The sequence below is a fragment of the Oerskovia douganii genome, assembly GCF_015142735.1.
GTDB classification, from domain to species: domain Bacteria; phylum Actinomycetota; class Actinomycetes; order Actinomycetales; family Cellulomonadaceae; genus Oerskovia; species Oerskovia douganii.
Genome location: NZ_JACSPN010000004.1, coordinates 160,251 through 184,169, shown reverse-complemented (window position 1 = coordinate 184,169; position 23,919 = coordinate 160,251). Strand labels below are relative to the sequence as shown.

The following is a 23,919-nucleotide window of genomic DNA, read 5'->3' as shown; positions in this document are numbered from 1 at the left end:
CCGCTCGTGCTGTTCCGGCGCGCCCGCGCCTCGCTGCGGGGTCGCGTCGAACGACGTCCACACCTGCCCGGGCCTGCGCCCGTGGACGCCCACGCCGTCGGTGACCCTGCTCGAAGGAACCCATGAACCTCACCGGAATCCTGCCCGCCCTCCTGGCCGACCCGACCGCGCGCGCGGTCGTCGAGCACGTGCGCCTGCGTGGCGCCGTCGACGTCGTCGGACCGGTGGGCGTGCGCCCGCCGTTGCTCGCCGCGATGGCGGGGGCGACCGCGACCGGGGACACCACCGGGACGGAGAAGGGCGCCCCCGCGCAGGGCTCCCGCCCGCTCGTCGTGGTGACCGCGACGGGGCGCGAGGCCGACGAGCTCGCCGCGAGCGTGCGGGCGTACCTGCCCGACGAGCTGGGCGACCTGGTCGCGGTCCTGCCCGCGTGGGAGACGCTGCCGCACGAGCGCCTGTCTCCGCGCAGCGACACGGTCGCGCGGCGGCTCGCGGTGTTCCGGCGCCTCGCGCACCCCAGCAGCGAGATCGGTCAGTCGGGTCCGGTGCGCGTCCTGGTCATGCCGGTCCGCGCGCTGCTCCAGCCGGTCGTCGAGGGCCTGGGCGACCTGGAGCCGGTCGAGCTGAGCACGGGCGAGACGGCCGACCTCACGGACGTGGCCGAGCGCCTGAGCGCGGCCGCGTACCAGCGCGTCGACATGGTCGAGCGACGCGGCGAGTTCGCGGTGCGCGGCGGCATCCTCGACGTGTTCCCGCCGACCGAGGACCACCCGCTGCGCGTCGAGTTCTGGGGCGACGAGGTCAGCGAGATCCGCTGGTTCGCGGTCGCGGACCAGCGCAGCCTCGAGATCGCGGACCATGGCGTGTGGGCGCCACCGTGCCGCGAGATCCTGCTGACGGACGCGGTGCGCGCCCGGGCCGCGGAGCTGATCGAGACGCTGCCCGGCGCGACCGACATGCTCGACAAGCTCGCGGCCGGCATCGCCGTGGAGGGCATGGAGTCCCTCGCGCCGGTCCTCGTGGACCGCATGCTGCCCGTCCTGGAGCTCGTCCCCGACGACGCCCTGCTGATCATCAACGACCCCGAGCGCGTGCGCCGCCGCGCCCACGACCTCGTCGCGACGACCGAGGAGTTCCTCGCCGCCGCCTGGACCGGCGCGGCCGCGGGCGGCTCGACCCCGATCAACCTGTCGGCCGCGTCGTTCGAGACGTTCGCCGACGTCCACGACGTCGCCGAGCGCCGCGGCCTCGGGTGGTGGACGCTCAGCCCGTTCGGCCTCGACGAGGGCGCGACCTCCGACGGCGAGTCGCACCCGGGTGACGAGCTCCCCGGAGACGCTGCGGCCGTCGGGCAGGGGGCGGACCGAGGCGGCGTGACCACCTTCACCGTGCCCGCGCGCAACGTCGAGGCCTCCCGCGGGGAGGTCGAGCGCGCGCTCGACGACCTGCGCTCGCTCCAGCACGCCGGCTGGCGCCTGGTCCTGACGACCGAGGGCCACGGCCCCGCTCGCCGCATGACCGAGCAGCTCTCCGCGGTCGACACCGCGGCGCGGCTCGTCGCGTCGATCGACACCGAGCCAGAAGGCGGCGTCGTGCTCGTGACGCCCGCGCCCGTGGGGCCGGGCTTCGTCGCGCCTGACTTGAAGCTCGCGGTGTTCAGCGAGTCGGACCTCACGGGACGTCAGGGGTCGAGCACGCGCGACATGCGCAAGATGCCCTCGCGGCGACGCAACGTCGTCGACCCGCTCGCGCTGCGCGCGGGCGACTACGTGGTGCACGAGCAGCACGGCGTGGGGAAGTTCGTCGAGCTCGTGCAGCGCACGCTCGGCACGGGCGGCAACGCTGCGACGCGCGAGTACCTCGTGATCGAGTACGCGAGCAGCAAGCGCGGCCAGCCGGGCGACCGTCTCTTCGTGCCCTCCGACCAGCTCGACCAGGTCACCAAGTACACGGGCGGCGAGTCGCCGAGCCTCAACAAGATGGGTGGCTCGGACTGGGCCAAGACCAAGAGCCAGGCGCGCAAGCACGTCAAGGAGATCGCGAGCGAGCTCATCCGCCTCTACAGCGCGCGCATGGCCACGCAGGGGCACGCGTTCGGCCCCGACACCCCGTGGCAGCGTGAGCTCGAGGACGCGTTCGCGTACGTCGAGACGCCCGACCAGCTCGTCACGATCGACGAGGTCAAGGCCGACATGGAGAAGCCCGTCCCCATGGACCGTCTGGTGTGCGGCGACGTCGGGTACGGCAAGACCGAGATCGCGGTCCGCGCGGCGTTCAAGGCCGTGCAGGACGGCAAGCAGGTCGCGGTCCTGGTCCCCACGACGCTCCTGGTCCAGCAGCACTTCCAGACGTTCGCGGACCGCTACTCGGCGTTCCCCGTGACGGTCAAGGCGCTCTCGCGCTTCCAGACCGAGGCCGAGTCCAAGGAGACGATCGAGGGGCTCAAGGACGGGTCGGTCGACGTCGTGATCGGCACGCACCGCATCATCTCCGGGTCCATCAAGTTCAAGGACCTGGGCCTGGTCATCATCGACGAGGAGCAGCGGTTCGGCGTCGAGCACAAGGAGACGCTCAAGCAGCTCCGGACCAACGTCGACGTGCTCGCGATGAGCGCGACCCCCATCCCGCGCACGCTCGAGATGGCCGTCACGGGCATCCGCGAGATGTCGACGCTCGCGACCCCGCCCGAGGAGCGCCACCCGGTCCTCACGTACGTGGGCGCGTACGAGGAGAAGCAGATCTCGGCGTCGATCCGCCGCGAGCTGCTCCGCGAGGGCCAGGTGTTCTACGTGCACAACAAGGTCGAGACGATCGACCGCACGGCCCAGCGCCTGCGCGAGCTCGTCCCCGAGGCCCGCATCGGCGTCGCTCACGGCAAGATGAGCGAGGCCCAGCTCGACCAGACGATCACGGCGTTCTGGGAGAAGGAGCTCGACGTCCTGGTCTGCACCACGATCATCGAGACCGGCCTCGACATCTCGAACGCGAACACGCTCATCCTGGAGCGCGCCGACATGCTCGGCCTGTCCCAGCTCCATCAGCTTCGCGGCCGCGTGGGCCGTGGGCGCGAGCGTGCGTACGCGTACTTCCTGTATCCGCCCGAGCGCCCGCTGACCGACACCGCGCACGACCGCCTGGCGACCATGGCCGCCAACACGGACCTCGGTGCGGGCATGCAGATCGCCATGAAGGACCTCGAGATCCGCGGTGCGGGCAACCTGCTGGGCGGCGAGCAGTCGGGGCACATCGCGGGCGTCGGGTTCGACCTGTACGTGCGCATGGTCGGGGAGGCCGTGGCGTCGTTCAAGGGCGAGGACAAGAACGCAGCGGACGAGGTCGCTGACGTCTCTATCGAGCTCCCGGTCGACGCGCACATCCCGCACGACTACATCGCGCACGAGCGACTGCGCCTCGAGGCGTACCGCAAGATCGCGGCGGCCCAGGACGAGCCCGCGCTCGCCGAGGTGCGGGCCGAGCTCGTCGACCGCTACGGCGCGCTGCCGGAGGTCGTCGAGGCCCTGTTCGCCGTCGCGGACTTCCGCAACCACGCGCGCCGCGCGGGGCTCGCCGACGTCACGGCCCAGGGCAAGTTCGTGCGCTTCGCGCCGGTCGACCTCCCGGAGTCCGCGGAGCTGCGCCTCAAGCGCCTCTACCCGGGCACCATGCTCAAGCCCGCGATCCGCGCGTTCCTCGTGCCCTTCCCGACGACGGCGCGCATCGGGGGCCGTCCGCTGCGGGGCATGGAGGTGCTCGCCTGGGCGCGTCAGCTCATCGACGCGGTCATCACGGGCGACGTCAGTGCGGCGGCGACGGTGGGGACGGCGAAGCGGTAGCGGTCTGCGTCGCGGCGGCAGGGGCGCCGGCGGGTGACGTGCCCGCCTCGGCGCGCGACGTCGTCGGGCCGGGGGAGGACGGCGCCGTGCCCCTGGACGTCCGCGCCGCCGCGCGCCGCCGCCAGCGGTTCACGATCACGTGGCGTGCGGGCTCCTCGACGAACCGGTACAGGGCGTAGGCGAGGGCCCCGGAGGCGACCGTGATCACGACCGCGGCGAGCGCGCCCGTCAAGGGGGTGTCGAGCACGCGACGGATCACGAGCTCGTGCACCAGGTAGAACGCGTACGAGGCGGAGCCGGCGACGAGCACCGCGCGGTGCGTCAGGAGCGACCTCCTGCCGCGCAGGTCGCGCTCGGCGCAGACCATGAGGAAGAGCGCGAACGGAACGACGAGCGCGACCCGTGCCACGGCCTCCGTCGCGTGCGTGAGCTGGGCGGTGACGAGCACGGCCGCGAAGATGCCGAGCAGGGCCGCCCACGGGACCCGTGACCTGCGGCCCTCGACGAACGCGAGCCCCGCGACGACGCCCAGGACGAACTCCGGGAACCGTGCGAGGGGGAAGTGGTAGAGCACCTGGTAGGTCGCCGGAGCCACGATCGTCGCGACGAGCGGGACGGCGAGCGCCACGAGGGCGACCACGAGCCGCGTCCGCGGGGACCACCGTCGCAGCAGCGGCAGGAGGAACGGGAAGGCGAGGTAGAACGCGAGCTCGCACGACAGCGACCACGCGACGCCGTTGAGGCCGTACGCGACCGTCGGGTCGAACGACCACGCCTGGACCAGCAGGACGTTCGCGCCGACGACGCGCCCCGTGACGGCAGGGCTCCCGACGACCAGCGCCACGACCAGGGCGACGACGAGCGTCACGAGGTGGTCGGGGTAGATCCGGGCGACCCGGCGCACGTAGAACCCGGCCCGGGAACGTGCCGGGTCGGCCGTCCACGTCAGGATGAACCCCGACAGGACGAAGAACAGCGCGACGCCCGTGCTGCCGTAGAAGGCCCCCGGGATGTCGAGGACCTGCCAGTAGTCGAGGTGGAAGACCAGGACCGCTGCGGCGGCGACCGCGCGGATCGCGGTGAGCGAGGGGAGGGTGCGTCGAGCGGTGCTCGAGCCCGTCGTCGTCATCGAGGTCCCCTGCCGCCGGTGCGCGGCCCGTCGCGGACCTGCTCTTGCATCGTCGGCGCGCCGGGGCGCGAGGGTCAAGGATGAAGTGTCGTCCTGGCGTCGGCCGCGCCTGACCCGACGGGGGCGCTCTCCCCGTCGAGGAAGTCCCGGTAGCGCACCACGGCCACGAGGAACACCACGACCGAGACCATCTCGAGGCCCTCCTCGCCGAGCACCGCGAGCTGCCCGACGAACGTCGCGCGGTCGAAGCCCTGGTCCTCGAGCAGCCCGGCGACGGCCTCGAACCCCACGGCCCCGATCACGTACAGGACCCCGGCGAGAGCCATGGGACGCAGGAACTGCCGGGGGAGCCGCCACAGGAGCGGCACGACGATCGCTGCCACCACGAGCGCGAGCGGACCGTAGAAGGCGATCCACCCGTTGAAGGGAAGGTCGGCGATGCTGCGGAAGTGCTCCTCGAGCGACGTCCCCAGGTGCTCGTGGAAGCTCGTCATCTCGTCGATCGACAGGTACAGGAGCACGAACGCGACGAGCCCCCAGGCCCAGCGGCGGCCGCGGTCCGGCTCGCCGTGCAGCAGGTCGCCCGTCACGAGCCCGGTGCAGGCGAGCAGGATCACCGTGAACCAGGTGGGGACGTTGACTTCCTCGTCCATGCTGAAGTAGTGGACGAGCGGCTCGATCGCGCCGCCGTGGAGGTCGGCGGCCTTCTCGAGGAAGTTGGCGAGGAGGTGCAGGAGGGCCAGGACGGCGATCGCGAGCGCGAGGCTGCGGACGAGAGCTCTGACCGGCACGGTGACACGCAGCATGGGTGCTCCATCGACGACACAGCCGAGCTCAGGCTCGGCTCGGCGACACTAGCAGCGTCGCGACGTGACCACCACCACACCCCGGGCGTGTATCCATACCGCCTGGTCGGTGAGATAGTTGTCGCATCATGTTTCTCGACCTGAATGCGCCCACGCGCGCCCACAGCACCGGACGGCACGGCTCGACGAGCTCCGCCCGCTGTTGTCGCTGTCTCTGAGCAGCCGCTGACAGGCGGCGTCCGTCGCGGATGATCCCCGACACGCCCCCTCTCGAACAGGTCTGACCTTCCCGCTGGCCCGTGCCGGTCCCGCCGTCGTGCTCTCGCGCGGCCGCCGCGCCGCCGCCGGCCCCTCGGCACCCCTCCCGTGGCCCCCCACGCGGTCGGCCGCCGACGCTCCACGAACCCCTCCACCACCGGGCGGCCACCACCGTCGCGGTGGTCCCCGTGCAGTCCTGCTGCACCTTCTGGAACGGAAGAACCCCCATGAGAACCCTCAAGGCAGCCGCCGCGGTCCTGGCGACGACCCTCCTGCTCGCCGCGTGCGGCTCGGGCGGGTCCGGCGACGCGGGCAGCGGCGCCGCGTCGGGCGCCGACGCCGAGATCGTCATCGGCTCGACCAACGAGCCCACGGGCCTGGTCCGCAACGTCGGCGGCAGCTCGGGCGTCTCGCAGACCATGACCCGCAACGTCTTCGAGGGCCTGACCTCGGTCGACGTCGACGGCGAGGTGATCCCGACGCTCGCGAAGGACTGGGACGTGTCCGAGGACGGCCTCGTCTACACGTTCCACCTGCAGCCGGGCGTGCAGTTCCACGACGGGTCCCCGCTGAGCGCGCAGGACGTCGTCTGGAGCATCTCGCAGACCATCGCGCCCGAGTCCAAGAGCGCGCGCAAGAACGACCTGTCGGTCATCTCCGCGATCACGGCCCCCGACGACGCCACGGTCCAGCTCGACCTGTCGCGCCGCAGCCAGTCGCTGCCGTTCTACCTCGCGTCCGTGACGATCGTGCAGGACGGCGACACCGAGCTGTCGAGCGAGAACGGCACGGGCCCGTACCGGTTCGTCGAGTGGACGCAGGGCGACCACCTCACGATCGAGCGCAACGACGACTACTGGGGCACCCCCGCGAAGAACTCGGGCGTCACGTTCCGCTTCTTCCAGGACACGACCGCGCTCAACAACGCGCTCCTGACCGGGGACCTCGACCTGGTCATCGCCGAGGACTCCCCGGACCAGCTCGTGCAGTTCGAGGGGAACGACGCGTTCACCATCACCGAGGGCACGTCGACGACCAAGCAGATCTGGGCCTTCAACGACCGCGTCGCCCCGTTCGACGACGTCCGCGTCCGCCAGGCGCTGTACAAGGCGGTCGACCGTGAGAAGGTGCTCGACGCCGTGTGGGACGGCCGTGGCCAGGTCATCGGCTCGATGGTCCCCCCGACCGACCCCTGGTTCGTCGACCAGGCCGACGTGCACGCGTACGACCCGCAGGCCGCCAAGGACCTGCTCGCGCAGGCCGGCGTGAGCGGCCTGAGCATCGCGGTCGACTACGTCGCGGGCGACCCGTCCGAGACCATCGCCCAGCTCCTCCAGGCCGACCTCCAGGCCGTGGGCGTCACGCTCACGCTCAACCCGATCGACGACGCGACGTGGTACCAGAAGATCTACACGGACCACGACTTCCAGACCACGCTCATGGGGCACGTGAACCCGCGCGACGTCGTCTGGTACGCGAACCCGGACTTCTACTGGGGCTACGACAACGCCCAGGTCCAGCAGTGGGTCGCGGACGCCGACCAGGCGGCCACGGCCGACGAGCAGACGGCCCTGCTGACCCAGGTCAACGAGACCATCGGGCAGGAGGCGGCGAGCGCCTGGCTGTACCTCGACCCGCAGATCCGGGTCGCGCGCGCCGAGATCACGGGCTTCCCGGTGAACCAGGTGACGGAGAGCTTCTACGTCGCCGACATCGTGCGGGAAGGCTGACCGAGCACCCATGTCCCGCTACCTCCTGACCCGCGTCGGCACGCTGCTGCTGTCGCTGCTCCTTGCGAGCGTCGTGGTCTTCGCCGTCCTCCGGTTCCTGCCGGGCGACAGCGCGGGCACGTCGCTCGGCGTGGGCACGACGAGCGAGCAGCTCGAGCAGCTGCGTGCCGACCTCGGCACCGACCAGCCCCTGTGGACGCAGTACGGGCAGTGGGTCGCGGGGCTGTTCTCGGGGAGCGCGGGGACGTCGTTCGTCTCGCGCCTCCCGGTGGGCGAGCTGATCGCGAGCAAGCTGCCGATCACGCTGCCCCTGAGCCTCGCGGCCTTCGTGGTCTCGGTGCTCGTGTCGGTGCCCCTCGGGGTGGTCGCGGCGGTCAGGCGTCGTGGCGTCGTGGGGGTCGCGGTCTCGGCCGTCTCCCAGCTGGGTGTCGCGGTCCCGGTCTTCTGGGTCGGCGTGATCCTGGTGTGGGTCTTCGCGCTCGAGGCGGGGGTCCTGCCGGCGGGCGGGTTCCCCCGCCAGGGCTGGGAGGACCCCGCAGCGGCCGTGCGGTCGCTCGTGCTGCCCGTGGCGACCGTGGCGATCGCGATGTCGTCGGTCATGGTGCGCTACGTGCGGTCGGCGACGCTCGACGTCCTGGACCAGGACTACGTGCGTACCGCGCGTTCGCTCGGCTACGGCCGCTGGCACGCGCTCGCGCGGCACGGGCTGCGCAACGGCGCGGTCCCGGTCGTCGCGATCCTCGGCATCGAGCTCGCGACCTCGCTCCTGGGGGCGGTGGTCGTGGAGAACGTCTTCGCGCTGCCGGGCCTGGGCACGCTCCTGGTGTCGTCGGTCGCGGGACGTGACCTGCCGGTCGTGCAGGCCCTCGTCCTGGGGCTGACGGCCCTGGTCCTCGTCACGAACTTCCTGGTCGACCTCGCCCAGCGCGGGATCGACCCCCGGCTGCGTGCCGGCTCGGCCCTCGGAGGCGCACGATGAGCATCGACCTGGGCGGGGAGATCCCCGCCGTCGAGGGTTCCGGGCGGGTCGTCCCGGCCCGCGAGGAGGGCGCGCTCGCGCCGTCGCCCGCGGGGAGGGCGGGGGAGACCCCGCGTGCCCGACGGCGGAGCGTCAGCCCGTCGTACGTCGCCGGCCTGGTCATGGTCGGGCTGGTCGCGCTCGTCGGGGTCGTCGCGATCTTCTGGACGCCCTACGACGTGGGTGCCGGCGCGGCCGGCACGGGCGGTCGGCTCGAGGGGCCCAGCGCGCAGTTCTGGGCCGGCACCGACCGGCTGGGACGCGACCTGCTGAGCCAGCTCATGGGAGGTGCGACGGTCGCGATGACCGTGGCGCTCGCCTCGGTCGTCATCGCGGGCGTCCTGGGCATCACGATCGGTGTGGTCGCCGCGGCGACCACGCGGTGGGCCGACGTCGCGCTGCTCAACGTGATCGACCTGATGATCGCGTTCCCCACGCTGCTGCTGGCCATGCTGATCGTGACGGTCCGCGGGGCCTCGCTGACCTCGGCGATCGTCGCGATAGGCATCTCGGGGGCGGCGGTGATCGCGCGCGTCACGCGGGTCAACGCCGCGCGCGTGCTGCGCGAGGACTACGTGACGGCCGCGTCGGCGTCGGGCACGGGATGGTGGGGGACGATCCTGCGCCACGTCCTGCCCAACGTCGCCCCCACCCTGCTCGTCCAGCTCATGCTGCTCGCGGGCGGGGCCATCCTCGCCGAGGCGTCGCTGTCCTACCTGGGCCTCGGCTCGCCGACCGCGCTGTCCTGGGGGCGGCTGCTCAGCGCCGCCCAGAAGTCCGTCGCGGTCCAGCCGCTCGGGGCGATCCTGCCCGGGCTGCTCATCGCGTGGACGGTGCTCGGCCTGAACCTCCTGGGCGACGGCATCCGTGAACGGACCGACCCGAGCCTGCGGGGCGACCGATGACCCCCTCCACCTCACTCACGCCGAGCACCGCGGTTCCCACGCCGAGCACCGCCGGGCTCGAGGTGCGCGACCTGACGGTGGCGACGTCGTCGGGCCGGGTGCTGCTCGACCGCGTGAGCTGGCACGTCGCACCCGGCGAGCGCCTGGGCGTGATCGGCGAGTCCGGCTCGGGCAAGTCCCTCACCGCGGCCGCGATCCTCGGGCTCCTGCCCGACGGCATGACCGCGACCGGGCAGGTCCTGCTCGACGGGACCGACCTGCTGCCCCTGGGCGAGAAGGCCCTGCGCAGGGTCCGCGGCGCCCGCGTCGCGATGGTGTTCCAGGAGCCCCTCACGGCTCTCGACCCGCTCATGACGGTCGGCCGGCAGATCTCCGGGCCCCTGCGCCTGCACCGCAAGGTCTCGCGTGCGCGGGCCGCCGAGATCGCGGCGGACCTGTGCCGCCTGGTGCGCCTCGACGACACCGAGCGCATCCTCGGGTCCTACCCGTGGCAGCTCTCCGGCGGGCAGCGCCAGCGCGCGTGCCTCGCCATGGCCCTCGCGTGCGAGCCCGACGTGCTGATCGCCGACGAGCCCACCACGGCGCTCGACGTGACCGTCCAGGCCGAGATCCTCGACCTGCTCGACGACCTGATCGAGCGCACCGGGACGGCCCTGGTGTTCGTGTCGCACGACCTGCCCGTGGTCGCCCGGGTCACGCGCGACCTCGTCGTGATGCGGCACGGGAAGGTCGTCGAGACCACGACCGTGGCCCGCGCCCTCGACGCGCCCGAGGATCCCTACACGCGCTCGCTGCTCGCCGCCGCGCGGGCCGTGACCCACCTGCCCACCCTGGAGGACCGATGAGCGACCAGCACGTGAGGGGCGACCGGCCCGTCCCCGGTGACGGGCCCGCAGGCGACGCCGTGCCTCTCGTCGCGCTCGACGGCGTGTGGCGACAGTTCGGCGGTTCGCGCCGCACGCCCCCGACGACGGCGCTCGCGGGCGTCGACCTCACGGTCAGGGCGGGGCGCAGCGTGGGGATCGTGGGCGAGTCGGGGGCCGGGAAGTCGACCCTCCTGCGGCTGCTGCTCGGGCTCGACAGCCCGACGAGCGGCACCATCTCCTACCGCGGTGCTCCCCTCGACCGCCGGGACCGTGCGCTCATGCGGCGGTACCGGCGCGAGGTGCAGGTGGTCCTGCAGGACCCGCGCACGTCGCTCGACCCGCGCATGACCGTCGCGCGGATCGTGGCCGAGCCGCTGCGCTCGCTCAAGGTCGGGGGAGACGTGTCGGCGCGCGTCGACGAGGTGCTGGGCTGGGTGGGGCTCGACCCCGACGTCCGGACCAAGTACCCGGCCCAGTTCTCGGGCGGCCAGCGCCAGCGCATCGCGATCGCGCGGGCCCTCGCGCCCTCGCCGTCGGTCCTGGTGGGCGACGAACCCGTGAGCGCGCTCGACGTCTCGGTGCGCGAGCAGGTCATGGACCTGCTGCGCGGGCTCCAGCGCGACCTGGGCCTCACGCTCGTGCTGGTCAGCCACGACATGGCGATCGTCGGGCAGCTGTGCGAGGAGACCGTGGTGCTGCGCGGGGGAGAGGTCGTCGAGGCGGGCCCCACGCGGGACGTGCTGACGCGGCCGTCGGCCGCCTACACGCGCGAGCTGCTCGCGGCGGTGCCGACGCTGCCCTGAGGTGTGTTCCCGGCGCCGAGGGCACCGAGCCGTCCGCTCCGACGACCTGCAACCTTCTTGCGTGTCCGCACGGGCTGACACGCCGCATCGCCCTGTGTAATCTTTCAGCAAGAACCGGCAAATGTCTGCAAGGTGGCAGAGCGCGGGTTCTCCGGTCGTTTCGGACCGGACCAGGGGAAGCGGTAGACGCGCCGGCGCCGACGCCGGTGCGAGGACGGGCAGCCACGCACCGACGCGGGGCTGTGCGCAGCACCGAGACGGAGACAGCAATGATGCTCAGCCGAACGACCAGACCCGCCCGCACGAAGCAGCGGCACCGACTCCTCGCCGGGCTCACAGCGCTCGCCGTGGTCACCTCCGGCCTCGTCGCCGCGGCGGTACCCGCCTCGGCCAAGGCGCCGACCCCCTCACCCGTGGTCACGTCCGAGAACGGTCGTGGGAACGTCGTCCTCACCATGTTCCAGTGGACCTGGGACGCGGTCGCGGCCGAGTGCACCAGCACGATCGGGCCCGCCGGCTACGGCTACGTGCAGGTCTCGCCGCCCCAGGAGCACATCCAGGGCACCGCGTGGTGGACCTCCTACCAGCCCGTGAGCTACAAGATCGAGTCCAAGCTCGGCAACCGCGCCGAGTTCCAGAACATGGTCAGCGCCTGCAAGACCGCCGGCGTCGGCATCGTGGTGGACGCTGTCGTCAACCACACGGCCGGCGCGGACACCGGGTCCGGCACGGGCACGGGAGGGACCGGCTACTCGGTCGACAGCTTCCCCGGCGTCCCGTACGGCGCCAACGACTTCAACGACTGCCGCGCCAACATCACCAACTACGGCGACCGGTACAACGTCCAGAACTGTCGCCTCGTCTCGCTCCAGGACCTGCGCACGAGCTCCGACCACGTGCGCGGCAAGATCGCGGGCTACATGAACGACCTGATCGGCCTGGGCGTCGCGGGCTTCCGCATCGACGCGGCCAAGCACATCCCGGCCGCGGACCTCGCGGCCATCAAGGCCCGGCTCAGCAACCCGGACGTCTACTGGGTCCACGAGGTCATCGGGGCCGCGGGCGAGCCCATCCAGCCCTCCGAGTACCTGGGCAGCGGGGACTCGCACGAGTTCAACTACGCGCGCACGCTCAAGAGCCGCTTCGACGGCAGCATCGCGAGCCTCGACGAGATCGGCAACGGGCTGCTCACCTCGGACCGTGCCGGAGTCTTCGTGGACAACCACGACACCGAGCGCAACGGCGAGACCATGAGCTACAAGTGGGGAGCGAAGTACAAGCTTGCCAACGCCTTCATGCTCTCCTGGCCCTACGGCTCGCCCTCGGTCTACACGGGCTACACGTGGGACAACAAGGACGCGGGAGCTCCCGGCGCCACCAGCACGTCCGTCCCCGACGCGAGCTGCTCCGACAGCGCCTGGACCTGCACGCAGCGCTGGACGGAGATCGCCGGCATGGTCGGCTTCCACAACACGGTCGAGGGCACGTCCGTCACGAACTGGTGGGACGACGGCAACAACAACATCGCCTACGGTCGCGGCGACAAGGGCTACGTGGCGATCAACAACACCGCCTCGGCCGTAACGCGCACCTACCAGACCTCGCTGCCCGCGGGCACGTACTGCGACGTCGTGGCCGCCAAGGACTGCTCCGTCACGCGGACCGTGAGCGCCTCGGGGACCTTCACCGCGACCGTCCCGGCGTACGGCGCGCTCGCGCTGCACGTCGGCAGGACCGGAGGCACGCCGTGCACGGTCGACTGCCCGACCACGTCCGCCACCACGGTCTACTACTCGACCTCGCAGGGCTGGAACGCGTACAAGGTCCACTACAAGGTCGGTACGGGCGCATGGACCACGGCCCCCGGCGTCGACATGACCGCGGCCTGCACGGGCTGGGTCTCGCGCGAGATCCCCGCGAACGGCGCGACGGTCACGGCCGCGTTCACCAACGGCTCGGGCACCTGGGACAACAACGGCGGCAAGGACTTCGTCCTCACGGGGCAGCACGCCCAGGTATCCGGTGGCGTCGTCACCTCGGGCGACCCGTGCGCGGGGAGCGGCGGGGGTGACGGCGGCGGCACCACGCAGGGCGACGCCGTCTTCGCCGTGAACGCCACCACGGTCCTGGGGCAGAACGTGTTCGTCGTGGGCAGCATCCCCGCCCTCGGCGCGTGGGCACCTGCCTCGGCCAAGCAGCTCTCCGCCGCGACCTACCCCGTGTGGAGGCTCACGCTCGACCTGCCGGCCGGCACGACGTTCGAGTACAAGTACGTCAAGAAGGACGGCGCGGGCAACGTGGTCTGGGAGAGCGGGGCGAACCGCACCGCGACCGTGGGGGCCGACGGTGCCGTGACGCTGAACGACACCTGGAAATAGCCGCCCCCGCCCTCACCGGGCAGCGCACCGGAGGGCTCCTTCCCGGGGCCCTCCGGTCCGCGCTCCCTACGATGGGCGCATGAGCACCACCGAGCCGTCCCTGCCCGTCACGGCCGCCGCGGCCGACCCCCTGCGCGAGGCCGTCGCCGTGATGGACCGTCTCTACTCGCCCGGCGGGTGCCCGTGGGACCGCGAGCAGACGCACGAGTCGCTCGTGCGCTACCTCCTCGAGGAGGCGCACGAGCTCGCCGAGGCCATCGAGACCGGCGACCGCGCGGGCACGCGCGAGGAGCTGGGCGACCTGCTGCTGCAGGTCCTGTTCCACGCCCGCATCGCGAGCGAGGACGCGGTCGACCCGTTCACGGTGGACGACGTCGCGGCCGACCTCGTCGCCAAGCTCGTCCGCCGCCACCCGCACGTGTTCGCGGACACCGCGGTCGCCGCGGGCGACGGGCACGCCGCGCTGCACGCGCAGTGGGACCGGATCAAGCAGCAGGAGAAGCAGCGCGAGTCGGTCCTCGAGGGGATCCCCCTCGCGCAGGGCGCGCTGGCCCGCGCGCAGAAGGTCGTGTCCCGTGCGCAGCGTGCGGGGCTGGGCGGCGTCGTCGCGGGTCCCGGCCCGACGGCGGAGGTCGCGGCGGTCCCGGCTCTCTCCCCGGGCGGGGCGACGCACGGGAGGGGCGCGACGTCGTCGGGCGCGCAGGACGGTGCGGCGGACGAGGGGGCGTACGGGCGCGAGCTGCTCGACGTCGTGCGGCGCGCGCAGGCCGACGGCGTGGACGCCGAGTCCGCGCTGCGGGGCGCGCTGCGCGAGGTCGAGCGGGCGATCGTGGCCGCCGAGACCGCCGGTCCGACACGCCCGGAGTGATCCCTGCGGGCGCCGTCCGGGGGGCGAGGGCCGACATGCGGGCGTTCGTGTCCACGGGCCGACGACCCCAGCGACATGTGTTCCCGACCACTAGGCTGGGATGCGACAACCCCGGATGCGCCCGACCGCCATCGTCGCCTGCCCTGCGCTCCGGACCTGGAAGCAGCTGAAGGAGCAACCGTGGCAAGCATCGAAGCCGTTGGAGCACGCGAGATTCTCGACTCGCGCGGAAACCCCACCGTCGAGGTCGAGGTCGTGCTCGACGACGGTACCTTTGCCCGCGCAGGCGTCCCCTCGGGCGCCTCGACCGGCGCTTTCGAGGCCGTCGAGCGTCGTGACGGCGACAAGTCCCGCTACCTGGGCAAGGGTGTCGAGGACGCCGTCAACGCGGTCATCGACGAGATCGCCCCCGAGCTGCTCGGCTTCGAGGCCGAGGACCAGCGCCTGATCGACCAGGCCCTGATCGAGCTCGACGGCACGCCCAACAAGGGCAAGCTCGGCGCGAACGCCATCCTCGGCGTGTCGCTCGCGGTCGCGAAGGCAGCCGCCAAGAGCTCGGGCCTGGACCTCTACCGCTACGTCGGTGGCCCCAACGCCCACGTCCTGCCCGTCCCCATGATGAACATCCTCAACGGTGGGTCGCACGCGGACTCCAACGTCGACATCCAGGAGTTCATGGTCGCCCCGATCGGCGCCACGTCCTTCCGTGAGGCGCTGCGCACGGGCGCAGAGGTCTACCACTCCCTGAAGTCCGTGCTCAAGAGCAAGGGCCTCGCGACGGGCCTCGGCGACGAGGGCGGCTTCGCCCCCAACCTGCCGAGCAACCGCGACGCGCTGGACCTGATCCTCGTCGCGATCGAGCAGGCCGGCTTCAAGCCGGGCGTCGACGTGGGCCTCGCGCTCGACGTCGCCGCGACCGAGTTCTTCAAGGACGGCGCGTACCAGTTCGAGGGCAAGGCGACGAGCTCGGACGAGATCATCGCCTACTACAAGCAGCTCGTGGCGGACTACCCGCTGGTCTCGATCGAGGACCCGCTGTCGGAGGACGAGTGGAGCGCCTGGTCGCAGCTCGTGGCCGAGGTCGGCGACAAGGTCCAGATCGTGGGCGACGACCTGTTCGTCACCAACCCCGAGCGCCTGGCCAAGGGCATCGAGCTCAAGGCTGCGAACTCGCTCCTCGTGAAGCTCAACCAGATCGGCACGCTGTCGGAGACCCTCGACGCCGTCGAGATGGCGCAGCGCAACGGCTTCACCGCGATGGTCTCGCACCGTTCGGGCGAGACCGAGGACACGACGATCGCCGACCTGTCGGTCGCGACGAACGCCGGCCAGATCAAGACCGGTGCCCCCGCCCGTGGCGAGCGCATCAACAAGTACAACCAGCTCCTGCGCATCGAGGAGGCCCTGGACGACGCGGCACGCTACGCCGGCGCCTCGGCGTTCCCGCGCTGGAAGGCGTGAGCTGACGCATCCCCGCTGAGCACGGTCCGACCCCCGGTCGGCGTCGCGCGCAGCACCCGGACGCCCGGTGGTTCCTCGGAACCACCGGGCGTCCGTGCGTCCGTGCCGCGCCCGGCACGGGCTCCCGTGGTTGTGAACGCTTGGTGTGGATCCGGCCACGGAGCCCCGGCACGCCGTGGACCCTGCGACCGGGAGAGGGCGCGGGGCGGCACAATCGGCACCATGTCCTCGAACCGCCGCCCGTCCACGCCCGGCGCCGCGCCGCGCCCGGGGGGCAGTCGCAGCGGGTCGGCACGCTCGGCCGGTCGGGCCCGCGGCTCCTCCGGCCCGACGACGTCACGCACCGACGCGGGGACCTCCGGACGGTCCGGGGCCGGGACGGCCGGCACGGGCTCGACCAAGGACCCTGCGGCCGCCAAGGGCCCGGCGGCCGCGAAGAGCCCGGGCGCCGCGAAGGGCGCGGGCAAGAGACCGACCGCGCCGCGCAAGCCGTCCTCCACCTCGACCCCCGCCGGGGGGCCGGGCGCGTCGGCCGGCTCGTCGGCCGGGCGGACCCCGCGCGCCCCGCGGTCCGCGCGGCCCACCGCGTCGCGGGCGCCGGCGCTCGCCGACCGTCGCCGCAGCCGGTACGGGCTGCTGCTCCCCGAGGTGGTGACGGTCCGCTCGTTGGTGATCGCCGTCGTCGTGCTCCTCGCGGTCGTCCTGCTCCTGCCCACGGTGCGGGCCTACGTCAACCAGACGGGCGAGCTCCGCGCGCTGCGCGCCGAGGTGGCGGCGGCCGAGGCCGAGCGCGACGCCCTCGAGGTCGAGCTCGGCCGCTGGGACGACGAGGCCTACGTCGTCGCGCAGGCCCGTGACCGCCTGAGCTTCGTGATGCCGGGCGAGCGCGCGTGGCGGGTCATCGACCCGGACACGGTCGTCGACGTGGTCGACCCCGAGACGGGACGTCGCCTCACCGACGGACCGGTCGGTGTCGACCCCGAGGACGGTGCACCCTGGTACGTCTCGGTGTGGCGGTCGGTCCAGCTGGCCGGCGAGCAGCCCGCACCGGGAGGCGGCGACGGCGACGGGGGGACCGAGCCGGGCGACGGCCCCGAGACGCCGCCGACCGACGGCGGGACGCCCTAGGCGGGCCGATTGCCGTTCCGGCCGCACGACCGGGGACAATGGGGAGTGCGCCGTCCCCCGGCGCGCCCCAGCACCGCACGCCGCAGAACGGAACTCCTCGTGAACGACTCGACCCCCACCGCCCCGGACGCCGCGGACCTCGGTGGTCCCGCCGCACCCGCAGGCGCCGCGCAGGCCGTCCCCGAGGCCGACCGCTCGCGCCCCGAGGTCACGCCCGAGGACCTCGAGGTCCTGCACGAGCAGCTCGGACGCCCGGCGCGCGGCGTCGTCGGGATCGCGGCCCGTTGCGTGTGCGGCCGCCCGCTCGTGGTGCACACGGCCCCGCGCCTGCCCGACGGCACCCCGTTCCCCACGACGTACTACCTGACGAGCCCTGGCGCCGTCGCGGGGGCCTCGAGCCTCGAGGCGAACGGTGTCATGAAGGAGATGTCGGAGCGCCTGACGCACGACGAGGAGCTCGCCGCGGCCTACGCCCGCGCGCACGAGCACTACCTCGCGGCGCGCGAGGCGCTCGGGCACGTCGAGGAGATCGCGGGCATCTCCGCGGGCGGGATGCCCGTGCGCGTCAAGTGCCTGCACGTGCTCGTGGGTCACGCCCTCGCGGCCGGCCCCGGGGTGAACCCGTTGGGCGACGAGGCGCTCGTCATGATCTCGGGCGCGTGGCGCGCGGACCGCTGCACGTGCTGAGCCGCTGACCCGCGACCGGTCGCGACGTCGGCTGTGACGCTCGCGACGGTCGCCGTCCGCGGGCCGGTTCGCGCCCTCCCGGGGCGGCGACGGGTGGCACCCTTGATGTCATGACTTCTTCTCGCGTCGCCGCGATCGACTGCGGCACCAACTCGATCCGACTCCTCGTCGCCGACGTCGACCCCACGACGGGCGTCCTCACCGAGCTCGACCGCCGCATGGAGGTCGTGCGCCTCGGCCAGGGGGTCGACCGGACGGGGCGCCTGGCGCCGGAGGCGTTGGCCCGCACGCTCGACCAGGCGGCCGAGTACGCCCGGGTGATCGAGGACCTGGGGGCGACGCGCACCCGCTTCGTGGCGACGTCGGCCACGCGGGACGCGGAGAACCGGGCCGAGTTCGTCGACGGCGTGCTCGCGCGCCTGGGCGTCGCGCCCGAGGTCGTGTCGGGGAACGAGGAGGCTGAGCTGTCGTTCCGCGGCGCGACGGGCGTGGTCGCGGCGAACCATCCGGGTCCGTTCGTGGTCGTCGACCTCGGGGGAGGGTCGACCGAGCTCGTGCTGGGCACCGACGCCCCGGAGGCGGCGTGGTCCATGGACGTGGGGTGCGTGCGCTTGACCGAGCGTCACCTGCGCTCGGACCCGCCGACGGCCGAGGAGGTCGCGGCGGCCCGTGCGGACGTGCGGGCGGCGCTCGACACCGCGACGCTGACCGTCCCGCTGGGCAAGGCCGCGACGCTCGTGGGGCTCGCGGGGTCGGTCACGACCGTGACCGCCCACGCGCTGGGCCTCGAGCGCTACGACCGCGACCGGATCGACGGCGCGGTGCTGACGGTCGAGGAGACGCTGGCGGCGTGCGAGGACCTGCTGGCGCGCACGCGCGAGGAGCGGGCGGCGCTGGGCTTCATGCACCCGGGGCGGGTCGACGTGATCGGGGCGGGGGCGCTCGTGTGGGCCGAGGTCGTGCGCCGCGTGCGTGACGACGTCGCGGCCGCGGGCGGCGAGCTCACGTCGGTCGTGACGAGCGAGCACGACATCCTGGACGGGATCGCGCTGTCGATCGCGTGACCCGTCGGTGCCGAACCCGAGGTTGGTCAGCCGTTTGAGGCGCTGTGCCTGACCAACCTCGGGTTCGGCACCTTCTCTGCACGACACGCGGTAGTTCACTCTGGCCGGTAGTGCGGGTTGCGTAGTAGTGTCTGCCGCACAGGAGCCGGTCGAGCAGGGAGTCAGGGTGGACACCACACAGCTGTTGAAGGGCGTCCTCGACGCGGCGGTCCTCGCCGTGGTCGCGGACGAGGACGGGTACGGGTACGACGTCGTGCGACGCCTGCGAGCGGCGGGGCTCGTCGAGGTGGGGGACGCCTCGGTCTACGGCACGCTGCGCCGCCTGTACTCGGGCGGGATGCTCACGAGCTACGTCGTCCCCTCGGACGAGGGTCCGCACCGCAAGTACTACGGGATCAACGCGCAGGGGCGGGCCATGCTCGACACCCAGCGCAAGGAGTGGCAGGAGTTCTCCGGCACGCTGACCGGGCTCCTCACGACTGAAGGAGCCGCGTGATGTCCACGACCCTGACACCCGAGACCGTGGTCCTCGACCAGGTCCGCCGCTACGCCGCGGACGTCCGCGCGCACCTCGCCGACCTGTCGCCCGAGCAGGTCGACGACCTCACCGACGGCCTCGAGGCGGACCTCGCGGAGGCGCTCGCGGACATGCCGGGCTCGCTGCGGCCCGTCGCCGCGGGCGGCCAGGTGCCCGACGGCGGAGCGACGGCGCTGCTCGACGTCGCCGCACGCTTCGGTCCGGCCGCCGTGTACGCGGCCGAGCTCCGGTCGGCCGCGGGCCTGGACCCCGCCGCGCCGGGGCCGCGTCCGCGGATCGGGCTGCGCGGCCGGCTGTTCGTGCTCGGCGGGATCTTCGGGTCGGGGTGGAAGTCCCTGTGGGCCCCCGTGACGTCGACGCCGCAGTGGGCCGCGTTCCTCGAGTTCGCCGCGGTGCTGCGACCCGCGTGGTGGGTGCTGCGGGCGTGGGTCGTGGTGCTCGTGGCGTACGGCTGGTTCCACCGGCCGCAGAACTTCGAGCTCGTGCCGCAGGCCACGTACTGGCGGCTCCTGCTGGTGGTCGCGGTCGTCGTGAGCGTGCAGTGGGGGCGCGAGCGGTGGCTGCGCTGGCGCGGGCTGCACCTCCTGCGCAAGGCCGTCGACGTCGTCGCGGTCCTCGTGGCCGTGCCGCTCTTCGTGAGCGCCGCGTTCGGGGCGAACGCCGAGCTCAACGGGCTGAGGACGTCCTCCGGCGGCTCGTACCAGCAGGGTTACGACGACGGTGTCCGTGACGCCCGGTCCGGCATCTTCGGCGCGAGCGGCGTCAGCGCGGACGGGACCGGCAGCGGTGTGTACGTCGACGGTTCGCAGGTCAGCAACCTGTTCGTGTACGACGCGAGCGGCCGCGCCCTGCAGGACGTGCAGATCTTCGACGACCAGGGCCGTCCCGTGCGGACCCTCACGGGCGAAGGGGTTGCGCAGGCCTGGAGCCTCCCGGACTTCGAGCAGGGGTGGTACTTCCAGCCGTCGTTGTCGACCGACGGCCGGGACCGCTGGAACGTCTACCCGCTGCGTGGGCTGCCCGACGACGCGGTCGAGTGGGACGGTTCCGACCGACCTGTCCCGCTCGAGGGCGAGCAGCCGCGGTCCATGCCGGCCCCGTTCCTCCAGGCGCAGTCGCTCCTGGTGCCCTCGACGGGCGGCACGGCACCGGCTCCCGACCAGCCGGGGGGTGCGGCGACCACCCCGGTGACCCCTGAGGCTCCGCAGGTCCCCGCCGACGGCGAGGACCCGGCCGGTCCGCCGGCGGAGGGGACCGCGGCGCCCTCGGCCAGGGTGCCCGGGACGCCGTCTCCGGCCGCTGCGAGCCCGGTGGTCGAGGTCTCGACGGGGGCTGCGCCGTCGGGCGACTGACCTCCCGTGCTGACGCCGGGGTCGGCCGGACGACGGGGGACCGGCCGACCGACCCCGGCGCAGTGCCTGCCGAAACCGGCACCAACACGCCATCTTCGGGCGGTCCGGCAGCGCTTGTGAAGGTTGTCACGCTCACGGATCGGACAGAAGTTCACCAAGAAGTTGAAGACAGTAATACTCTGGTTTCATGCCTCAGAATGACCTGACCTCGGTCACCCCTGCCCAGAACGCGGATGTCGCTGCCTCGCCGCGTCCCCGCAAGGTTCCCCGCATCATCGTCCTGGGTGGCGGCTCTGTCGGTCTCTACTCGGCGCGCCGCCTCCGCAAGAAGCTCGGCAAGCGCGAAGCGGCCATCGTGGTCGTCGACCCGCGCCCGTACATGACCTATGCGCCCTTCCTGCCGGAGGCCGCCGCGGGCTCGATCGACGCACGTGACGTCGTCGCTCCCCACCGCCGCGCCCTCAAGGGCGTCGACGTGCTGCAGGGCAAGGTCGTGGAGATCAACCACGCCGGCCGCAGCATCACGATCCACCCGGAGGAGGGCGACGACTACTCGGTCACCTACGACCACCTGATCGTCGGCCTCGGCTCCGTCTCGCGCACGCTGCCCATCCCGGGCCTCGCGGAGAACGCGATCGGCTTCAAGAACGTCGAAGAGGCCATCGCGGTCCGCAACCACGTCATCAACCGGCTGGACGTCGCGTCGTCCACCTGGGACCAGGACCTGCGCAAGCGCATGCTCACGTTCGCGTTCATCGGCGGCGGCTTCGCCGGCATGGAGGCGATCGGCGAGATCGAGGACATGGCGCGCTACGCGACCCGCAACTACCCGACGATCGCGCCCGAGGACCTGCGCTTCGTGATGATCGAGGGCTCGGGCCGCATCCTCCCCGAGGTCTCCGAGCCCATGGGTCAGTACGCGCTCGAGGAGCTCAAGAAGCGCGGCATCGAGTTCCACCTCAACACGTTCCTGTCCTCGTGCGTCGACGGCCACGTCGTCACCTCGACGGGCGTCGAGTTCGACACCGACACCATCGTGTGGACCGCGGGCGTCAAGGCGAACCCGGTCATCAAGGAGAACTCGGACCTGCCGGTCGACAAGCTCGGCCGCGTGACCGTGCTCCCGACCCTCCAGGTCGCGGACGCGGACGGCAACGTCATCCCCGACGCGTGGGCCGCAGGCGACTGCGCCGCCGTCCCCGACGTGCTCAACCCGGGCAAGTTCTGCCCGCCGAACGCCCAGCACGCGATCCGTGAGGCCACGCGCCTCGCCGACAACCTGGTCGCCGTGCTGCGCAGCGACGCGCCCGTCGAGTACAGCCACAAGAGCGTCGGCACGGTCGCGTCGCTCGGCCTGTACAAGGGGGTCGCGGAGCTGTTCGGCATCTTCAAGCTCAAGGGCTTCCTCGCCTGGGCCATGCACCGCAGCTACCACGTGATGGCGATGCCCACGGGCAACCGCAAGATCCGCATCGCGATCGGGTGGATGGGCCAGTTCCTCATGGGCCGCGAGCTCGTCTCGCTCGGCTCGCTGCACGACCCGCGTGCGGAGTTCCGCCAGGCGTCCGTGCCGCCCAAGGCCGCGGGCGACGCCGTCAAGCAGGAGGCCGTGTCGTCGGCCGCCGAGGCCGAGGGCGGCGGTGTCGCGGCCGAGCCCTCCAAGGCAGCGCCCGCCGAGGCCGCCGCTACCGACGCCGGCCACGGCCCGGCCAAGAAGGCGACCAAGAAGGCTGCGACCCAGGCCTGAGTTACCCGCACGTCAGCACGTCCCGCGCGGGCGGTCCCGGAAGGGGCCGCCCTCGCGGCGTCCCGGGACGACGACCGGCGCGCACAATGGGCGGGTGAGCACTCGCGTGGTCGACGACCTGCGGTCCCGTGCGGGCCGTGCCCTGTTCGAGCGTGTCGCGGGGCCGGACGGTCCGGCCGAGCGCTCCCGGATCCACGACACCCCGGGCCCGCGCTGGTTCGCACCGGACTCGGCGATCGCGCGCGTCCACGGCGACGCGTCGATGTTCGTGGGCGGCCTGCGCGCCTTGCTGCTCCAGTCGTTGCACCCGCTCGCCATGGCGGCGGTCGCGGCGCACTCGGGGTACCGGGGCGACCCGTGGGGTCGCCTGGCCCGCACGAGCACCTTCCTCGCGGTCACGACCTTCGGGACGGTCGAGCACGCGCAGCAGGCGATCGACGTGGTCCGCTCGGTGCACGTCCGAGTGCGCGGCACGGCTCCCGACGGGCGCCCGTACGCGGCCGACGACCCCTGGCTGCTGCGCTGGGTCCACGTGGCCGAGGCCGACAGCTTCCTCGCCGCGCACCAGCGCTACGGCGAGCGTCCCCTCGACGCCGCGGGCTGCGACGAGTACCTGGCCCAGGCCGCGACGATCGCGGACCGGCTCGGAGCCGTGGACCCGCCGCGCTCGCGCGCCGAGCTGGCGCGGGCCTTCGAGGAGTTCCGCCCGCAGCTCGCGAGGACCACCGAGTCCGACGACGTCGCGCGCTTCCTGCTGTCCGAGCCGCCTCTCCCGTTCCTCGCCCGGGGCCCGTACGCAGCGCTGGGAGCGGCCTCGGTCGCGTCGTTGCCCCCGTGGTCGCGGCGCATGATCCCGGTGCGGTGGCCGATGCGGGGCGAGTCGGTGCTGGTGCGGGCGGGTGGCCGGACCGTCACGCAGGCGATCCGCTGGGCGCTCGCGGGGTCGTAGCGCAGGGGCGCGCCGGAGGGGCCGTGCGGCGCCCCTGGCCGTCGCCGGGATATCCTCACCCGGGCCCCCATAGCCCAATCGGCAGAGGCATCCGACTTAAAATCGGCGCAGTCTGGGTTCGAGTCCCAGTGGGGGCACAAGCATCCGTGGTGCGCGCCGCGTACCATGCTGCAAAAGTCCTGGTCAGATGTCATTCTCGCTGGTGCGCGGTGGTGGCTCCAACGCGGTGGGTGCTGCGAGGTGGTGCGCCCGATTGCGCCGGGCAACCCCTGCGATCCGGTCGCAACCCTCAGTGCAACTGCCGCAGGAACGTCATGTGGAGCCACGCCGTAGCTATCTGCTGCAGGAGCAGGTGACGGTGTCGCCGACCCCTCGGAGGCAGACGGTCGACGGCTTGAG

General features: G+C 72.6%; 18 protein-coding genes and 1 tRNA gene. 17 read left to right on the top strand and 2 right to left on the bottom strand.

The window, feature by feature from the left end:
- The first annotated feature begins 122 nt into the window (after positions 1-122).
- Positions 123-3,833 carry a transcription-repair coupling factor gene (gene mfd / locus H9623_RS05035; RefSeq protein ID WP_193718960.1) on the top strand — a complete coding sequence of 1,237 codons (3,711 nt, stop codon included), beginning with the start codon at positions 123-125 and terminating at the stop codon, positions 3,831-3,833.
- On the opposite strand, the gene H9623_RS05030 is transcribed toward mfd, so the two are convergent.
- Positions 3,796-4,962, bottom strand: a complete 1,167-nt coding sequence (locus H9623_RS05030) for an acyltransferase family protein (protein WP_193718959.1) — start codon at positions 4,960-4,962, stop codon at positions 3,796-3,798. The two genes, mfd and H9623_RS05030, sit on opposite strands and share 38 nt — an antisense overlap.
- 74 nt (positions 4,963-5,036) lie before the next feature.
- Positions 5,037-5,768 (bottom strand): hypothetical protein, encoded by a 732-nt coding sequence (locus tag H9623_RS05025; RefSeq protein WP_193718958.1) that lies wholly within the window; start codon positions 5,766-5,768, stop codon positions 5,037-5,039.
- A gap of 485 nt (positions 5,769-6,253) precedes the next feature.
- On the opposite strand from H9623_RS05025, the gene H9623_RS05020 reads away from it, so the two are divergent.
- The 16 genes from H9623_RS05020 to H9623_RS04945 all read left to right on the top strand — a co-directional run bounded on the left by H9623_RS05020 (position 6,254) and on the right by H9623_RS04945 (position 23,657).
- Complete coding sequence (locus H9623_RS05020) at positions 6,254-7,756, top strand: ABC transporter substrate-binding protein (RefSeq protein ID WP_193718957.1); 1,503 nt, start codon at positions 6,254-6,256, stop codon at positions 7,754-7,756.
- A 10-nt stretch (positions 7,757-7,766) separates the two neighbouring features.
- Positions 7,767-8,735, top strand: a complete 969-nt coding sequence (locus H9623_RS05015) for an ABC transporter permease (protein ID WP_193718956.1) — start codon at positions 7,767-7,769, stop codon at positions 8,733-8,735.
- Positions 8,732-9,679, top strand: a complete 948-nt coding sequence (locus tag H9623_RS05010; RefSeq protein ID WP_193718955.1) for an ABC transporter permease — start codon at positions 8,732-8,734, stop codon at positions 9,677-9,679. The genes H9623_RS05015 and H9623_RS05010 overlap by 4 nt, the downstream gene beginning before the upstream one ends.
- Positions 9,676-10,524 carry an ATP-binding cassette domain-containing protein gene (locus H9623_RS05005; RefSeq protein WP_193718954.1) on the top strand — a complete coding sequence of 283 codons (849 nt, stop codon included), beginning with the start codon at positions 9,676-9,678 and terminating at the stop codon, positions 10,522-10,524. The genes H9623_RS05010 and H9623_RS05005 overlap by 4 nt, the downstream gene beginning before the upstream one ends.
- Entirely contained in the window at positions 10,521-11,348 is an 828-nt protein-coding gene (locus tag H9623_RS05000; RefSeq protein ID WP_193718953.1) for an ABC transporter ATP-binding protein, read from the top strand. The genes H9623_RS05005 and H9623_RS05000 overlap by 4 nt, the downstream gene beginning before the upstream one ends.
- A gap of 269 nt (positions 11,349-11,617) precedes the next feature.
- Positions 11,618-13,726, top strand: a complete 2,109-nt coding sequence (locus tag H9623_RS04995; RefSeq protein WP_227748179.1) for a carbohydrate-binding module family 20 domain-containing protein — start codon at positions 11,618-11,620, stop codon at positions 13,724-13,726.
- A 79-nt stretch (positions 13,727-13,805) separates the two neighbouring features.
- The gene (locus tag H9623_RS04990) at positions 13,806-14,594 is read left to right on the top strand and encodes a MazG family protein (protein WP_193718952.1); all 789 of its coding nucleotides are present in this window, start codon (positions 13,806-13,808) and stop codon (positions 14,592-14,594) included.
- Positions 14,595-14,774: 180 nt separating this feature from the next.
- Positions 14,775-16,055 carry a phosphopyruvate hydratase gene (eno, locus tag H9623_RS04985; RefSeq protein ID WP_193718951.1) on the top strand — a complete coding sequence of 427 codons (1,281 nt, stop codon included), beginning with the start codon at positions 14,775-14,777 and terminating at the stop codon, positions 16,053-16,055.
- 222 nt (positions 16,056-16,277) lie between these two features.
- Positions 16,278-17,183 (top strand): septum formation initiator family protein, encoded by a 906-nt coding sequence (locus H9623_RS19295; protein ID WP_227748178.1) that lies wholly within the window; start codon positions 16,278-16,280, stop codon positions 17,181-17,183.
- Between the two features lie 231 nt (positions 17,184-17,414).
- The gene (locus H9623_RS04975) at positions 17,415-17,870 is read left to right on the top strand and encodes a DUF501 domain-containing protein (RefSeq protein WP_227748220.1); all 456 of its coding nucleotides are present in this window, start codon (positions 17,415-17,417) and stop codon (positions 17,868-17,870) included.
- Positions 17,871-17,980: 110 nt separating this feature from the next.
- Entirely contained in the window at positions 17,981-18,934 is a 954-nt protein-coding gene (locus H9623_RS04970) for a Ppx/GppA phosphatase family protein (RefSeq protein ID WP_193718949.1), read from the top strand.
- A gap of 166 nt (positions 18,935-19,100) precedes the next feature.
- Positions 19,101-19,430, top strand: a complete 330-nt coding sequence (locus H9623_RS04965; protein WP_193718948.1) for a PadR family transcriptional regulator — start codon at positions 19,101-19,103, stop codon at positions 19,428-19,430.
- Positions 19,430-20,824, top strand: coding sequence for a hypothetical protein (locus H9623_RS04960; protein ID WP_193718947.1), 1,395 nt, complete (start codon positions 19,430-19,432; stop codon positions 20,822-20,824). The genes H9623_RS04965 and H9623_RS04960 overlap by 1 nt, the downstream gene beginning before the upstream one ends.
- A 187-nt stretch (positions 20,825-21,011) precedes the next feature.
- A complete protein-coding gene (locus H9623_RS04955) occupies positions 21,012-22,571 on the top strand; it encodes an NAD(P)/FAD-dependent oxidoreductase (protein ID WP_193718946.1) in 1,560 nt (519 codons plus the stop codon).
- Positions 22,572-22,665: 94 nt separating this feature from the next.
- Positions 22,666-23,520, top strand: a complete 855-nt coding sequence (locus tag H9623_RS04950) for an oxygenase MpaB family protein (RefSeq protein ID WP_191800334.1) — start codon at positions 22,666-22,668, stop codon at positions 23,518-23,520.
- Between the two features lie 63 nt (positions 23,521-23,583).
- Positions 23,584-23,657: transfer RNA gene (locus H9623_RS04945), tRNA-Leu, on the top strand.
- The last annotated feature ends 262 nt before the right edge of the window (positions 23,658-23,919 follow it).